The 14,915-nt window shown below is 73.0% G+C and carries 13 protein-coding genes and 2 pseudogenes; 6 read left to right on the top strand and 9 right to left on the bottom strand.

What is annotated here, in order from left to right:
• Positions 1 to 220: 220 nt before the first annotated feature.
• Together D6270_RS02290 and D6270_RS02285 are read right to left on the bottom strand one after the other, a co-directional pair.
• The gene (locus D6270_RS02290; protein ID WP_109167008.1) at positions 221 to 937 is read right to left on the bottom strand and encodes an HAD family hydrolase; all 717 of its coding nucleotides are present in this window, start codon (positions 935 to 937) and stop codon (positions 221 to 223) included.
• A 25-nt stretch (positions 938 to 962) separates the two neighbouring features.
• Positions 963 to 1,448: an Lrp/AsnC family transcriptional regulator gene (locus D6270_RS02285; RefSeq protein ID WP_109167009.1), complete on the bottom strand. Its 486-nt coding sequence runs from the start codon at positions 1,446 to 1,448 to the stop codon at positions 963 to 965.
• Positions 1,449 to 2,055: 607 nt separating this feature from the next.
• Here D6270_RS02285 and D6270_RS02280 point away from each other — a divergent pair.
• Complete coding sequence (locus tag D6270_RS02280; protein ID WP_109167010.1) at positions 2,056 to 3,564, top strand: FUSC family protein; 1,509 nt, start codon at positions 2,056 to 2,058, stop codon at positions 3,562 to 3,564.
• A gap of 102 nt (positions 3,565 to 3,666) precedes the next feature.
• Positions 3,667 to 4,728 carry a lactonase family protein gene (locus D6270_RS02275; protein ID WP_109167011.1) on the top strand — a complete coding sequence of 354 codons (1,062 nt, stop codon included), beginning with the start codon at positions 3,667 to 3,669 and terminating at the stop codon, positions 4,726 to 4,728.
• A 187-nt stretch (positions 4,729 to 4,915) separates the two neighbouring features.
• Here D6270_RS02275 and D6270_RS02270 read toward each other — a convergent pair whose 3' ends face one another.
• From D6270_RS02270 to D6270_RS02255, 4 genes are all read right to left on the bottom strand, one after another.
• Complete coding sequence (locus D6270_RS02270) at positions 4,916 to 5,839, bottom strand: sirohydrochlorin chelatase (protein ID WP_109167012.1); 924 nt, start codon at positions 5,837 to 5,839, stop codon at positions 4,916 to 4,918.
• Between the two features lie 62 nt (positions 5,840 to 5,901).
• Complete coding sequence (locus D6270_RS02265; RefSeq protein ID WP_109167013.1) at positions 5,902 to 7,065, bottom strand: N-acetylglucosamine kinase; 1,164 nt, start codon at positions 7,063 to 7,065, stop codon at positions 5,902 to 5,904.
• Positions 7,062 to 7,739, bottom strand: a complete 678-nt coding sequence (locus D6270_RS02260; protein ID WP_109167014.1) for a uracil-DNA glycosylase — start codon at positions 7,737 to 7,739, stop codon at positions 7,062 to 7,064. Before D6270_RS02260 ends, D6270_RS02265 begins: the two co-directional genes overlap by 4 nt.
• Positions 7,740 to 7,773: 34 nt before the next feature.
• Entirely contained in the window at positions 7,774 to 8,898 is a 1,125-nt protein-coding gene (locus D6270_RS02255) for a WD40/YVTN/BNR-like repeat-containing protein (protein WP_109167015.1), read from the bottom strand.
• A gap of 242 nt (positions 8,899 to 9,140) precedes the next feature.
• Between D6270_RS02255 and D6270_RS02250 the strand changes: the two genes are divergently transcribed.
• The gene (locus D6270_RS02250) at positions 9,141 to 9,857 is read left to right on the top strand and encodes a cupin domain-containing protein (RefSeq protein ID WP_109167016.1); all 717 of its coding nucleotides are present in this window, start codon (positions 9,141 to 9,143) and stop codon (positions 9,855 to 9,857) included.
• Here D6270_RS02250 and D6270_RS32695 read toward each other — a convergent pair.
• Positions 9,845 to 10,376 (bottom strand): annotated as a pseudogene (locus tag D6270_RS32695) (GNAT family N-acetyltransferase). The gene D6270_RS02250 and the pseudogene D6270_RS32695 overlap by 13 nt on opposite strands.
• 145 nt (positions 10,377 to 10,521) lie before the next feature.
• Between D6270_RS32695 and D6270_RS02240 the strand changes: the two are divergent.
• Positions 10,522 to 10,926, top strand: a complete 405-nt coding sequence (locus tag D6270_RS02240) for a hypothetical protein (protein ID WP_109167017.1) — start codon at positions 10,522 to 10,524, stop codon at positions 10,924 to 10,926.
• Positions 10,927 to 11,017: 91 nt separating this feature from the next.
• On the top strand, positions 11,018 to 11,746 hold the full coding sequence (locus tag D6270_RS02235; RefSeq protein WP_109167018.1) for a class I SAM-dependent methyltransferase: 729 nt from the start codon (positions 11,018 to 11,020) through the stop codon (positions 11,744 to 11,746).
• A 24-nt stretch (positions 11,747 to 11,770) separates the two neighbouring features.
• Here the strand turns inward: D6270_RS02235 and D6270_RS02230 are convergent.
• Positions 11,771 to 12,184 (bottom strand): annotated as a pseudogene (locus D6270_RS02230) (NADP oxidoreductase); the annotation flags it as partial.
• Between the two features lie 179 nt (positions 12,185 to 12,363).
• Positions 12,364 to 13,050, bottom strand: a complete 687-nt coding sequence (locus D6270_RS02225) for a DUF305 domain-containing protein (protein WP_204117235.1) — start codon at positions 13,048 to 13,050, stop codon at positions 12,364 to 12,366.
• Positions 13,051 to 13,210: 160 nt separating this feature from the next.
• Between D6270_RS02225 and D6270_RS02220 the strand changes: the two genes are divergently transcribed.
• Positions 13,211 to 14,704, top strand: a complete 1,494-nt coding sequence (locus D6270_RS02220; protein WP_109167019.1) for an LVIVD repeat-containing protein — start codon at positions 13,211 to 13,213, stop codon at positions 14,702 to 14,704.
• Positions 14,705 to 14,915: the final 211 nt, after the last annotated feature.

Here is a 14,915-nt window from a genome sequence, read left to right as displayed (position 1 = left end):
CCACGGCCGATGGGGATATCAACCGGTACCGACCAGCTACCAGCACCTGTTCACCTATCTCGAATCGCGGCCCGCTCCGACTGCCGGTCCACCGCGCGGCGGCCTGCTCCCTGAGGGACCCTGCACGGCGGAGTGAACGACATGATCAGGATATCGGTCCGCGGGGCCGCCGGTGTCCCGACGGCCCTTCGCCGAGGCACGGCTGACGGCCCGGCACCTCTCAGGAGCCGTCGCCCGGACCCGCCTCGCCCAGCAGCCAGTTGTACGCGGCCTCCGCCGTGAAAGCCGACTGGCCCTCCGCGAACAGCAGATCCGCGTCCTTGAACGCCGGGTCGGAGGCGGTCGCGGGCACATAGGGGACGGCGATGCACCGCATCCCCGCCGCGTGCGCGGCCGCGGCGCCCGGCGGCGCGTCCTCCAGCACCACGCAGTCGGCCGGCTCCGCCCCCATCCGCCGGGCCGTCTCCAGGAACACGTCCGGCTCCGGCTTCCCGTGCGCGACCTCCTCCGCGGAGACGTACAGCGGGATGTACGCGTCCAGGCCCGTGACCGCGAGCACCGCCCCGATCGCCGCCCTGGAGGAGCCGGAGGCCACCGCCATCGGCACCCCGGCGGCGTGCAAGCGCTCCACGAAGAGGCGCATCTGCCCGAACACCTCGGTGGAGGCTCCCGCCAGCTCCAGGTAGAGCGCGTTCTTCCCGGCGAGCAGCTCGTCCACCGGGGCGTCGATCCCGTACTCGGCACGCAGAGTGGTCAGGGTCTCCCGGGTGCCGATCCCGATGAAGCGGGTGTGGTCCTCCCAGCCGAAGCCGCTCACCCCGTACCGGGCGAGCAGCCGGCGCCCGGCCTCGTAGTAGTTCGGTTCGCTGTCCACCAGCGTTCCGTCGAGATCGAAGACGACATGGGGGCCGGGTCGGGAGGTCATGGCCTCCAGCATGCCGCAACGGACCCGGCCGGCCGGGTCAGCCGGTCCGGCCGGCCGCCGCCCGCCCCACGGCTTCGACCAGCGGCAGCACCCGGTGCGCCACCCGCTCGCGCAGCGCCACGTCCGTCCGGGTCCGCACGACGCCCGGCAGCTGGATCAGCCGCTGGATCACGTCCTCCAGATGCCCGTTGTCCCGGGCCACGACCCGGGTCAGCAGATCCCCGCCGCCGGTGGTCGAGAACGCCTCGATGATCTCCGGGACGGCCGCCAGCGCGTCCCCGACCTCCACCAGGTGTCCCTGGGTGACCTCCAGGTGGACGAAGGCGAGGACGGGGTGGCCGAGGGCGGCGGGGGAGAGGGCCGGACCGGTGCCGGTGATGACCCCGTCCCGCTCCAGCCGGTCCAGCCGTGCCTGGAGGGTGCCGCGGGCCACCCCGAGGATGCGCGCGTACTCCCGCACGCTGGTACGCGGCTGTTCGATCAGCAGCCGCAGGATCCGGGTGTCGAGAGCGTCCACGGCCATGGTCCGTCGGCCTCCTTCTGGTCCGTCCGATGCCGTCCCGACTGTACCGATGGCCCAGCGCGTGTCCCACATGGGAAGGAAAGGGAGAGCCGGGGGGTCGGATCCGCTTCCCCGGTCGGCGCCTCGGAACTCCTGGTGAAGAGTTGATTACGGATTCCGGCCGCGTGGATGCGGGATACGGCAAGAAGTCCAGGAGCTGCTCCTTCCGGCACAGCACAGCCGGTGCACCATCAGACCGAACCGGGTCCGGGCCCGGTTCGTCGCGAAGGTGGCGTGGGCGCTCCCCTTCCTGGTCGCGCTCACCCGGCTTCTCGGCCGCACGCTGCGGACGGCCGAGGTCCTGGCGCTCGCGGTCGCCGTCGCCGCCTTCTCCTTCCTCTTCATCGGCGCACTCGGGCAGCGCCTGCCCTCCCGGGTGGTCCAGTGGCCCCCTCCTGGCCCATCAGGCACGGAAGGGTTTGTGCCATTGGCCCATGGTTTCTGCCTCCGTTTGATCCATAGGCCCTCCGGGTGCTCTGATGGTCCTGTCGATGGCGCTGCGGATCTCCGCGGCGCCTTTTTCATGCCGAACGCGCGGAGCCCACGGGAGCCGCGGAAGGGGAGCAGTGTGCTGAAGAGGGTGTTCGTGGCGCCGGACCCGGGGAGGGTGCGGCTGCGGTTCGCGAGCCGGGCCGTCATCGGGATCGGACTCGCGGTCGCGCTGTGCGGGCTCGTCGGGCACTCGCTCGTCGCGGCCGTCACCGGCGGCCTCGCGGCGCTGCTCGCCCTCTTCACGGTCACCGACGCCACCGTGCGGCAGCAGGCCGCCACGACCGCGCTGCTCCCCGCAGCCGGGCTCCCCGTCCTCGCCCTCGCCGCCGTGCTGCACGACCAGCCGGTCGCCCGCGACCTCACCTTCCTCGCCGTCATGGGCGCGGGCGTCTACGCCCGGCGCTGGGGGCCGCGCGGGCACTCGCTGGGCGTCTTCGCGTTCATGACCTTCTTCGCCGCCCAGTTCCTGCACACGGTGCCCGAGCAGCTGCCCGAGCTGTACGCCGCCGTCCTGTTCTCCCTCGGCGCCGCCTCCACCGTCCGCTTCGGCTTCTGGTGCTACGAGCGTCGGCTGCCCCCCGTGGCCGTGCCCGCCCCGCCGGAGGGGCGCGGGCTGGCCCGCGTCACCACCCGGCAGGCGGTGCAGGCCACCCTGGGCGGCGCCTTCGCGCTGGGTCTGGGCCAGGTCCTCTCCGACCAGCGCTGGTACTGGGCCGTCGGTGCCACCTGGTGGGTCTTCGTCAACACCACCTCACGCGGCGAGACCCTCGTACGCGGCTTCCGCCGGGTCCTGGGGACCGTGATCGGTATCGCCGCAGGCTTCTTCGTCGCCATCCCTCTCGACGGCGCCGGGACGCCGACCGCCGCCATCGTCGCGGTCTGCGTCTTCGGGATCTTCTACACCGCGGCGGTCTCGTACAGCTGGATGATGTTCTTCGTGACCGTCATGGTCGGCGTGCTCTACGGGGTCCTGGGCGTCCTGGACGCCTCCCTGCTCTGGCTGCGGGTCGCCGAGACGGCCGTCGGCGCGCTCGGCGCGGTGCTCGCTGTGCTGGTGATCCTGCCCGTCACGACCCACGCCATCACCGACGCCTGGATCCGCAAGGCCCTGCGGTGCGTCCACGCCTGCACGGCCGAGGCGGCCGAGCGCCTCGCCGGCTCGCTCGGCGCCGACCCCGGCCCCCGGGTCGCCGAACTCGATGTGCTGCTCGGCCGGGTCCGGCTCTCGCTCGCCCCGCTGGTGCACCCCCTGAGCCCGCTGAAGGCCCGCAAGGCGCGGGCCCGGCAGGTGCTGGCCCTGCTGGACGACTGCGTACGCGAGGTGCGCGGGCTCGCCTCCATCGCCGCCGACCCGGCCGCCTCGCACGACGCCCGGCTCTCGGCCGCCTGCTCCCGGGTGGAGGAGGCGGTGGAGGAGCTGCTGCGCCAGGAGAGCCGTCAGGCGCGGGGGGCCGAACGCGCGGGCGTGCAGCCCGGCGCCGTCCTGGATCACCCCGCACTGGCCCACCTGCACGGCCTGGAGCGGGCGCTGGGCGACCTCGCCGCACCCCTGCACAGCTCGCCCCGGGCCCCGATCGCCGCCTGAGCCCGCCCCTTTCCCGCCGCCCTGGGATTGGTCCAGACCTCAGATGGGGCGCCTGCTACCGTCGCCCGGAAGATCACGGCGACGGTGAAGTGGGGTAGTGCGATGGGCGGCAGCAGCACCGGGCGGGCATTCATGGGGTCGTTCACCTCGGCGGGCGGCCTCGGCGTCACCGTCGCGGAGGTCGACCGGAACACCGGAGCGCTGACCGTGCTCGGCTCCTCCGACGCCCTGCCCGACCCTTCCTTCCTCGCGCTCGGACCTGGCGGCAGGGCCCTGTACGCCGTCGGCGAGAGCGCCCCGGGCTCCGTGGCCGCTTTCGACATCAGCGGCGACGTACCGGCCCTCCTGGGCCCCGTACGCCCGGTCGACGCCGACGGACCCACCCACCTCGCGCTCGCCGCGGGCCACCTGGTCACCGCCAACTACGGATCGGGCAGCGTCACCGCCCTGCCCGTGCTCCCCGACGGATCGCTCGGCGAGGTCTCCTCGGTCGTCCGGCACGAGGGCGGCGGCCCCGACGGCGAACGCCAGGAGGGCCCGCACGCCCACCAGGTGCTGCCCGACCCCTCGGGCCGCTGGGTGGTCAGCGTGGACCTCGGCACCGACTCGGTACGGGTCGGCGCCCTGGACCCCGCCACCGGAGCCCTGGAGCCGCACGACGAGAGCACCCTGCGGCCGGGCACCGGACCGCGCCACCTGGCCTTCCACCCTTCGGGCCGTTACGCCTACGTGCTGAACGAGTTGGTCACGACCCTCACCGTGTGCCGCTGGGACGCCGAGGCGGGCCGGATGGAGCCGCTGGGGGAGGTGCCGGTGCTGCCCGAGTCCGAGCCCGGGTCCGCAGACCCCTCCGTACGGGCCTACCCGTCCGAGGTGGTCGTCGCGCACGACGGGCGCTTCCTGTGGACCGCCAACCGGGGCCACGACAGCATCTCGGTCCTGACGCTGGACGAGACCGGCGAGAAGGCCGCCCTGGTGGCCACCGTCGGCTGCGGCGGGCGCTGGCCCCGTGACCTCACCCTCGACCCGGGCGGCCAGTGGCTGTACGCGGCCAACGAGCGCTCAGGCAACGTCAGCTGGTTCGCCGTGGACGCGGAGACGGGCATCCCGCGGCACGCGGGCTCCGTCGAGATCCCGGCGGCCTCCTGCGTCGTCCTCGGCTGACCCGGCGGCGTACAGCCGGCCGGGCAGCCGTACAGACAGCCCGAAAGCGGGAAGGCCGGGCAGCCGTACAGACAGCCGGAAGGCCGCGGCCCGGACCGGAGGATCAGGTGCGGATCCGTCCGGCCCGGGCCGCGGCCTTCGTACGTCCTGGGCTTCCGTGCGTCGGTGCCGCTTCCGCGAACCCGGGTCAGTGCGCCTGGGCGCCCTGGGGGGTGGCGGGGCTGATGCCCAGCGCCGTGGCGTAGAGGGACAGCACGAGCTTGCCGATCGCGGGATAGGCGCCCAGCGGCTCGGCGGTCGCGCAGCCCGCCTCCTTGGCGGCGGCGTCCAGCAGACCGGGGTCGACCTCCGGGCCCACCAGGTACGGCGCCAGCGCGAGCTGCGCCGAGCCGGAGCCCTGGAGCTGCTGCGCGATCGAGGCGACGGAACCCTCCACGTCCAGCGCGGCGGCCATCACCGGCACCGCCAGCCGGGCGGCCAGCAGCATGCCGGTGATTCCGGCGGCCTGCACGGCCTCCTCGCCGCCCACCGTGGCCAGCACGATGCCGTCGGCGGCGGTGGCGACGGTGAACAGCCTGGCGCGGTCGGCGCGGGCCAGCCCCGCCTCCGAGAGCCGTACGTGCAGGGCCTCGGCGAGCAGCGGGTGCGGGCCGAGCACGTCGGTCAGCTCCACCTGCGTGCCGCTGTCCATCACGGCCTGTCGTATCCGCCGGATGAGCTCGCTGTCGGGACCCGCGAGCAGCGGGACCACGATGGCGGCCGGCCCGGTGGGCTCGGTGGCCTCACGGCCGACGGCGACGGCCTGCTCGTAGCGCTGGACGCGCTCGGTGGCGGAGTGGGTGAGAGCGGTGGCAAGAGTGGGGTACTCGGCGTCGTCACCGTCGAGATAGCCGATCCGGGCGTTGAGGCCGGGCAGCTCGGAACGGGCGATGCTGATCACTTCCTCGGCCAGACCGCGCGTGACCGAGGAGGGGGTACCGGGAACGGCGAGAACGAGCGCGGCAGCGCCCTCAGGTGCGACCACGGGCTCCGGGCGGCGGTGCCGTCCGGACTGGCGAGGTCGCGGCATTCGTACAGGCAGGCCGGAAGCGGGCCCAGTGGGGGTGCTCATGGCGCCGCATGCTACTGGTTTTGGATGCTCCTCTGTTCGGGGAGGGTCCGGTCGCGCGTTAACTATCCGCTTATGTCCGATGAGTGGCCTACCGGTGAAGTATCCGCTTCTGTCGGCCTGTCCACCGGCCCGTCGGCCGGTGCGCCGCCGGGTTCCCGCTCGCCGTTCCGTACGTCCGCCGCCCCGCCTCCGGAGCGTTCGCCTCCGGTCGGTACGAACAGCATCGTCGGGTGGTGCGGAAGCCGCAGACCGTCCACGGCCAGGGCGCGCGCGATCCGGAGTGCGCCGGTCAGCGGATCGCCCGTACCGGTGGTCACACGGGCCTGCGGTACCAGCCGCGCCAGCTCCTCGCGCACCGGTCCGAGCAGGGGCTCGCCCATCCGGAACAGCCCACCGGTCAGGGCCACTTCGCCATCGCCGCCGGCCTCGGACCCGGCCGCAGGACAGACGGCGGCGGCCGCCTCGGCGATATGCGCCGCCGCCTCACGCAGAATGCCCGCCGCGACCTCGTCCGCTCCGGCGCACGCCGCCACCTCCGGGGCGAACGAGGCGAGCACGGCCGGGCGGTCGGAGCGCGGATAGAGCAGCCCCGGCAGCTCCTCGGCGGGACCGAACACTGCATGCAGCCGGGCCAGCAGGGCGGGGGAGCCGCCGCGCCGCCCGTCATGGGCGCGCATCGCCGCGTCGAGTCCCGCCCGGCCGATCCACGCCCCGCCGCCGCTGTCACCCAGAAGATGACCCCAGCCGTCGGCCCGCTGCCACGCCGTGAGGTCCGTACCGAGCGCGATCATGCCCGTGCCGCCGGCGACGACCGCCCCGGGACGCTGCCCCACCGCCCCCGCGTACGCCGTCACCGCGTCGGCGGCCAGCGCCATCCGGCGCACACCGAGCGCTTCCGCGAGCGCACCGGGCAGCTCCGCCCGCAACCGCCCGCCGAGCGTGGCCATTCCGGCAGCTCCGATCGCCAGCGCGGCGACCTGTCCGGGGGAGTCACCCGAACCGCTGAGACCGGCCCGTTCCAGCAACTCCGCCACCACGGGCAGCAGCTGTTCCAGCAGATGGGCCGCGTCGATCCCCCCGGCCCCCGTCCGCACCGGCTCGGCACAGACCGTCGTGAACAGCGGTCCGTCCGCGTCCACCCGGCCGAGCGCCACCCGCAGCCCCGACCCGCCGGAGTCGACCCCCAGGACGTACGCCCCAGGGGCCCGGGACGCGGCGCCGGTCACGGCAGACGCCAGTCCACCGGCTGCGCCCCCTGGCGCTCCAGCAGTTCGTTGACCCGGCTGAACGGCCGCGAGCCGAAGAACCCGCGGTCGGCCGACATGGGGGAGGGGTGCGAGGACTCGATCGCCGGGAAGTCGCCCAGCTGCGGGCGGAGATTGCGGGCGTCGCGCCCCCACAGCACCGACACCAGCGGGGTGCCCCGGGCCACCAGTGCCTTGATCGCCTGCTCGGTCACCTCTTCCCAGCCCTTGCCGCGGTGCGCGGCGGGCCGCCGAGGCGCGGTGGTCAGCGCCCTGTTGAGCAGCAGAACCCCCTGCCGGGTCCACGGCGTCAGATCACCGTTGGACGGCCGCGGCAGGCCGAGATCCGAGTGCAGCTCCCGGAAGATGTTCTCCAGACTGCCGGGCAGCGGCCGGACATCGGGGGCCACGGCGAAGCTGAGCCCGATCGCGTGCCCGGGTGTCGGGTAGGGGTCCTGGCCGACGACGAGGACCCGCACCTCCTCGAACGGCTGCTGGAACGCCCGCAGTACGTTGGCCCCGGAGGGCAGATACGTACGTCCCGCGGCGATCTCCGCGCGGAGGAAGTCACCCATGGCGGAGATGCGTTCAGCGACGGGTTCGAGGGCGTCGGCCCACCCCGGCTCAATGATTTCTTTCAACGGTCGTGCTGCCACGCGCCGCACTCTACTGGTGATACGACCACTCCGATCAACTGCCGTCGGCCGGGGGCCGCCTCGCCTCGGCCACTCGGTCGAGAGCCACCGCCCTGACGCAGAGCACGTCCGGCAGATGCGAGGCGAGCTGCTGCCAGCTGTCGCCGTCGTCCGCGCTGGCGTACAACTCGCCGTTGCGGTTGCCGAAGTAGATCCCGGCGGGATCCGCGTCGTCCGTGCAGAGCGCGTCGCGCAGCACCGTGCCGTAGTGCTTCCCGCCCGGCAGCCCCACCGTGAGCGGCTCCCAGCTGCGCCCCGCGTCCCGCGTCCGGAAGACCCGGCAGCGGTGCTCCGCCGGGACCCGGTCGGCGTCGGCGTTGATCGGGAAGACGTACGCCGTGTCGCCGCGGTGCGGGTGTGCCACGGCGGCGAACCCGAAGTCGGAAGGCAGATCCGCGCCGATGTCGCTCCAGCTGTCGCCTCCGTCGTCGCTGCGGAACACCCCCCAGTGGTTCTGGAGGTAGAGCCGGTCCGGGTCGGCCGCGTCCCGGGCGACCTTGTGGACGCACTGGCCGAACTCCGGGTCGGGGTCCGGCAGGAAGACCGCGGAGACGCCCTTGTTGGCCGGGGCCCAGCTCTCCCCGCCGTCCGCCGTCCGGAACACCCCCGCCGTCGAGACCGCGACCAGCACCGCACGGGCGTCCCGGGGGTCGGTGAGGATGGTGTGCAGCCCCTCCCCGCCGCCGCCCGGCACCCACTTCGACCGGGTCGGATGCTCCCAGAGCGGGCGGACCAGCTCGAAGGACTCGCCCCGGTCCTCGGAGCGGAACAGCGCGGCCGGCTCGGTGCCCGCGTAGACCACGTCCGGTGCCTCGGGGCCGGCCGGCTGCAACTGCCAGACCCGCTCCAGTGACGCCCCGGTGAACTCGGGGAACTTCACCGCCGGACGCTGCGGCTCCACCCAGCTCTCACCCAGATCGTCGGAGTGGAAGACGGACGGCCCCCAGTGCGCGCTGTCCCCGCCCGCCAGCAGCCGGGGCGTGGCCCCACGGGTGTCGACGGCGACCGAGGAGATCGCCTGCGCGTTGAAGTGCGGCCCCTCGATCTGCCAGGTGCCCTCGCGTCTGCGGCCGATGAAGAGGCCCTTGCGGGTGCCCACGGTGAGGAGTACGTCGGTCATGGCGGAGACCTCCCGATACGCCGTTGTGCCGGATGTGAGCCAGTCTGCACCCGACCACTGACAGTGGCTCGCGGACGCTCCCCGCGTGCCCGGTCATGGCCCCCCGCGTGTGGCTCCACCGCCCGTCGCACGTACCTCGCGGCGACCGCCGTCTTGACCGTCGCCGGGCGGCGGACCTAGCGTTCAGCTGCCGTAGAAAGCGCTTGCGGCCTGCCGGCGAGCCCCGAGACCCTGGAGCACCCGTGGTGACCTTCGAAGGACTGCCCGGCGCCGTCGCCGTCTCGCACCTGACCGTCTACGACTGGCCCGCCGCCGACGGCCTGCGCGGCGGCACCCCGCACCTGCACCTCACCTGTTCCGAGGGGTACGTCGTCGTCGGCGGCACCGGCGCCGTGCAGACTCTCACCGCGACCGGGTTCCGGCAGACGCCTCTGGAGCCCGGGGCGCTCGTCTGGTTCACGCCGGGCACCATCCACCGGCTGGTGAACGAGGACGGGCTGCGTGTCGTGGTCCTCATGCAGAACAGCGGGCTGCCCGAGGCCGGTGACGCCGTCCTCACGCTGCCGCCCGCCCTCCTCGCCGATCCGGACGTCTACGGCGCGGCCGCCTCGCTGCCCCCGGACGGCACGGAGGCCGAGCGGGAGCACGCCGCCCGCGCCCGGCGGGACCTCGCCGTGGAGGGGTTCCTCGCCCTGTGCGAGGCGGCGGAGGCGGGCGATCCGGAGCCCTTGTCCGCGTTCCACCAGGCCGCCGCCGCGCTCGTCCGGCCCCGTGTCGAGGAGTGGCGCACCCGCTGGGAGCAGGGCGCCGGTCTGGCCGCCGTCACGACCGCTGCCCAGCTGGACGCGCTGGGGCGGGGCGAGTGTGACCATCTGGCGGAAGCCCGCGTGCGGGAGCAACGGCCGGTGGAGCGGGGGCGGTTCGGGATGTGCGGCCGACTGGACGTCTACCGGGTCTGAGCCCGCGCCGCGTCGGCGGCGGGCGCGGCCGTTCGCGGGCAGGTCAGCAGACCCGTGATGCTGCCGGCGTCCTCCTGGATGTCCCGGACATGGACGAAGCCGATCCGGCCCGGCACCGCAGCCGTGCGGTGTTCCCGGCGGCCACGGTCGCGTGCACCTCCCTCGGTCCGAGAGTGCCGAACCCGTGCCCGAGGAGGGCGAGCGCCAGCTCCGTACCGAGGCCCCGGCCCCACGCTCCGGGGCGAGCGCGTAGATGATCTCGTGCCCGCCGGACGCCTCGGTCGGCTTGATCTCGGCATGCCCTACGAACTCGCCGCCGGCTCCGACCGCCCAGACCTCGAAGCGGTTCCCGGCGTAGACCTCGGTGAGGATCCGGCCGGAGAGCGGCCGGTCCTCGGCCTCGGTGGCCGGCCCGTCGCCCATCCACCGGGAGACCGAGCCGTCCTGGAACAGGGGGACGAACTCCTCCTCTTCGGCGGGCGTGTACGGGGTGACCAGGAGGCGGTCGGTGCGCGGCAAGGGGTTCGGCAAGCGGTTCACAGGGCGTGAAGCCACGGGCGGCCCCAGCCCCGCGCGACCGAGCTCCGCCGGTCAGAGGGGTGCCGCCCGGCTGGGATGCTGGAGGCGCACACACCGTAGAGGCGGGAACGAGAGGGAGCGGACGATGGGCAGCGGGATCACGGACCCCGACGGTCACGATGTGCCGGTGGCGGTGGTCCCCGGGGAGGCCGGCCCCGACCCCCGCGTCTCCGTGACCCTGTCGCCCCCGGCGGGCGAGCTGCGCTGGTCGTGCACCCCGGCCGCCGCCCGGGAGCTGGCCGCCGCGCTGGTCCGGGCGGCCGAGGAGACGGAGAACGCCTCCGCCGACGGGCCCGTCACCGTCCCGGCGGGCGAGCTGCGCCGCGGTGACGTACGGGACGGTGACCGGGCCATGACCGTGGACGGCGTACGGACCGGCGGGTCCACGGCCCACGTCACCTGGAGGTCCGGTGCGGGCCGCACCTGGAGCCAGAGTTACGACGTCAACACCGCGATCACCCTCCGGCGCCGGCTGCCCGGCAACCGCTGAACCCCGGGGCCGCAGGTCCGCCCGCTGTCGTGCAGCCAGGAGGGGCAACTCCGGTCTCCGGCCCGCCTTCCGCCTCGGTAGGCTGGCCGCGATGTTCACCAAACAGGGCCCCACCCTCCGCGAACTGGCCGTCCAGGCGCTCTCGTCGACCGAGCGCGGATACGACCTCCTCGCCCCGAAGTTCGACCACACGCCCTACCGGACCCCGGACCACGTCCTCGACAGCGTCACCCGCGCCCTGGAGCGGCTCGGCCCCTTCGGCACCGGCCTCGACGTCTGCTGCGGGACCGGCGCCGGTGTGGGCGTCCTGCGGCAGGTGTGCCGGGAGCGGGTGGCCGGGGTCGACTTCAGCGCGGGCATGCTCGCCGAGGCCCGTGCGGCGCTGCCGCCGATGGAGGGCGGACCGGCGGTCGACTGGGTACGGGCGGACGCCCTGGCACTCCCTTTCGCCCCCGCCTTCGATCTGGCCCTGAGCATCGGCGCGTTCGGCCATTTCCTGCCCGCGGACCGCTTCGGGCTCTTCGCCGAGGTGTACGGGTCGCTCCGGCCGGGCGGCCGGTTCGTCTTCCCGATCGGCGCCCCGCCGGCCGTGGGGTCGCGCGCCTACTGGTCGTTCCTCGGTTTCGATGCGGTGATGCGGGTGCGCAACGCCCTGTGGCGCCCGAAGTTCATCATGTACTACCGCACGTTCCGGCTCTCCGACGTCCTGGACGACCTCACCGACGCGGGGTTCAGTGTGCGGCTGATGGCCCTGGCCGACCTGGGGCAGCGCCCCGACGGCTCCCCGCGCGCCCGCCTGGTGGTGGCCACCCGGGAGTGACGCGGCGGGGTCTCGGCCACCCTCGCCGCGCGCTGCCGCCAGCAGCCCCTGCCAGCCGGGGATCTTCGTCGGTGCCCGCCCCAGCGAACGCCCCGGAGCCTCCTCCGCGCGCTCTGTCGACAGCCGGCCGTCCCACCTCCACCGGCCGCAGCCCCCACGCCCGCAGCACCGCCGGCGGCTCCTCGGCGGCCGGCCGCCGGGCGAGCAGCGGCGCGTCCTCGATCAGCGAGGCGACGGTCTCCTTGGCGCAGGACCGGTTCGAACCGATCACCCCGGTCGGCCCCGCTTGATCCACCCCGCCACATACTCACCGGGCGAGGGCACCCGCCCCGCCGCGTGCGTCACCGTCCCGCGCACCGGGTCGAAGGGCGGGCCGGGCAGCTCCACCCCGCGGTAGCCGGCGGCCCGCAGCACGAGCTGGGCCGCCGCGTCCTCGTACACACGGGCGACTGGTTTCAGCAAGGCCTGAGCGGTGTGGACCCCGCTGGGTCCGGAACCGACGACGGTGACACGGAGCAGGGCGCACCTCTTCCCGGAGAGTGCTTCCGGCATCGCACCGACGGCCGGGACGCGGAACGCCCGCGACCGGGGCACGGCCAGGCGGGCCGCGCCGGGCGTCACGTCATCATCGCGCGCATCCGGTTGATCTCCACCGTCTGCTGGGCGACGACATCGCTCGCCATCTCTTCGACGAACACGTCGTTCCCCTCGGAGAGCGCCTCCGTGGCCATGGTGATCGCCCCCTGGTGGTGGGTGATCATCAGCTCCAGGAAGAGCTGGTCGAAGGCCTTGCCCTTCGCCGCGCGCAACTCCTTGAGCTGGGCCTCGGTCGCCATACCGGGCATCCCGCCATGGTCGTGGGGTTGTTTGCGGTCCTCGCCACCGTTCCTTTTCAGCCAACCTTCCATCGCGCCGATCTCCGGCCCCTGGGCTGCCGATATGCGCTCGGCGAGCCTCTTCACCGGCGTGGACGAGGCCCGGTCCGGTACGAGTCCGGTCATCACGAGCGCCTGCGCGTGGTGCTCGATCATCATCTGCGCGTAACGGAAGTCGGCGGAGTTCGCGGTGTCCCTGCTCGCCTCCTTCGCCGCCTCCTCGGCGGTGAGCGTCCGGGCGGGCTCGCCCGGTCTGCCGGGGGCCACCACGCCCGGACCCGCGTCCTTGCCCGCGGCCGGTTTCGTATCGCCGCCGTCTCCGTCGCAGCCGCCGAGGGCGAGTACGGCGGCTACCGCCGCTGCCGCCAGGGCGGTTGCGCGCGGACGCGTGGGCGGACGGTGGTTCAGCACGGCGACCTCCTGTGCCACGTGGGGGTGTTGCACACCGTTCCTAGCACGCTCACGCGGGGGCGAAGATCGAAAACTTCATTACGTCTCTGTTGCCATCTATTGATGTGTACATGAGAGAGACGATACTGCCGGAGTCCGTGAACCGTTCGAACCCCGGACGGATACAAGGGAGGACGCAGTGATCTCGTTGCACACCACCCGCGTGCGGCGCAGACGTCTGGGCGTGGCAGCAGCCGCGGCCGGGCTCTTCGCCGCGCTGCTGACCGCCGCACCCGCAGCGGCGACGCCCGATCCGGGCGACGCCCCGCTCCAGCGCGGCTCCGTGACCACCAGTCAGCAGGCGGAGGCCCGCGCGGCGATCCGCGGCGGCGACATACCCGGCGTGGACGAGATCGTCCACAGCTCCAACATCAAGCACCTGACGAACGCCCCGAAGGGCGCCCTGAAGGGCACCAACACGGACCTCGCCTTCCAGGGCAAGTACGCCTACGTCGGCAACTACGACGGCTTCGTCATCTACGACATCAGCAATCCGAAGAAGCCGAAGACGGTCACCGAGGTCCTCTGCCCCGGCTCGCAGAACGACATCTCGGTCTCCGGGAACCTGCTGTTCCTGTCGACCGACTCCTCACGCAGCGACGACTCCTGCTCCAGCACCACCCAGCCCGCCACGGAGAAGTCCTCCTGGGAGGGCATGAAGATCTTCGACATCAGCAACAAGCGCCACCCCCGGTACATCGCGGCTGTCGAGACCGCCTGCGGCTCGCACACCCACACCCTCGTGCCGGACGGCAAGAAGAACATCTACATCTACGTCTCCTCGTACTCGCCGAGCGAGGCGTTCCCCGACTGCCAGCCGCCGCACGACGGGATCTCCATCGTCAAGGTGCCGCTGAAGGCGCCTCACAAGGCCAAGCTCGTGAACTTCACGAACCTGTTCCCGGACGGCGGCAATCCGGGTGCGCCCGAGAACCCGGGCGTCTCCAAGACGACGGGCTGCCACGACATCACGGTCCTGCCCTCCAAGGACCTGGCCGCCGGTGCCTGCATGGGTGACGGCCTGCTGTTCTCCATCAAGAACCCGGAGCGCCCGAAGATCATCGACCGGGTCCAGGACAACGTGAACTTCGCGTTCTGGCACTCGGCCACCTTCAACCAGGGCGCGAGCAAGGTCGTCTTCACCGACGAGCTCGGCGGCGGTGGCGCGGCCACCTGCAACGAGCAGATCGGCCCCAAGCGGGGTGCCGACGGCATCTACGACATCGTGGGCAAGGGCGACCAGCGCAAGCTGGTCTTCCGCAGCTACTTCAAGATCGACCGCCACCAGGCCGACGTCGAGGTCTGCGTCGCCCACAACGGATCGATCATCCCGGTGAAGGGCCGCGACCTGATGGTCCAGGCCTGGTACCAGGGCGGCATCTCGGTCTGGGACTTCACCGACTCGGCCAAGCCGAAGGAGATCGCCTTCTTCGAGCGCGGCCCGGTCACCCTCGACCAGGTCACCACCGCCGGCCCCTGGTCGGCCTACTACTACAACGGGCACATCTACTCCAGCGACATCGCCAAGGGCTTCGACGTGCTGAAGCTGACCGACCGGCGCACCGACCCGGCGGAGCGGGTCAAGATGGACCAGCTCAACGTGCAGACGCAGCCGGACTACTTCGCCCGCTGATCCAGCGGCAGGAGGGGGCTCGCTCCGTCCCGCACCGACAGGGCCGGCGTCCGCCGGGTGGGAAGAACCGCCCGGTGGTCGCCGGCCCCCGTGCGTATGCGGGGCGCGGGCTGTTCATTGACCGATGAGCCGGGCCGGGACATGCTGTATGCCGCGCCTGGATCCGGCGACGCGGGGGATCGCCGGAGTCAGGTGTGTTTCCCGGGCCGGG

The organism is Streptomyces griseus subsp. griseus, assembly GCF_003610995.1.
In the GTDB taxonomy this organism is placed as follows: domain Bacteria; phylum Actinomycetota; class Actinomycetes; order Streptomycetales; family Streptomycetaceae; genus Streptomyces.
The sequence above is the reverse complement of the archived record's forward strand: the minus strand, read 5'-3'. Positions and strand labels throughout refer to the sequence as shown.

Coding starts and splice junctions, on each gene's coding strand:
- D6270_RS02290 (WP_109167008.1), bottom strand. CDS start 937: ATGCTGGAGGCCATGACCTCCCGACCCGGCCCCCATGTCGTCTTCGAT.
- D6270_RS02285 (WP_109167009.1), bottom strand. CDS start 1,448: ATGGCCGTGGACGCTCTCGACACCCGGATCCTGCGGCTGCTGATCGAA.
- D6270_RS02275 (WP_109167011.1), top strand. CDS start 3,667: ATGGGCGGCAGCAGCACCGGGCGGGCATTCATGGGGTCGTTCACCTCG.
- D6270_RS02270 (WP_109167012.1), bottom strand. CDS start 5,839: ATGAGCACCCCCACTGGGCCCGCTTCCGGCCTGCCTGTACGAATGCCG.
- D6270_RS02255 (WP_109167015.1), bottom strand. CDS start 8,898: ATGACCGACGTACTCCTCACCGTGGGCACCCGCAAGGGCCTCTTCATC.
- D6270_RS02240 (WP_109167017.1), top strand. CDS start 10,522: ATGGGCAGCGGGATCACGGACCCCGACGGTCACGATGTGCCGGTGGCG.
- D6270_RS02235 (WP_109167018.1), top strand. CDS start 11,018: ATGTTCACCAAACAGGGCCCCACCCTCCGCGAACTGGCCGTCCAGGCG.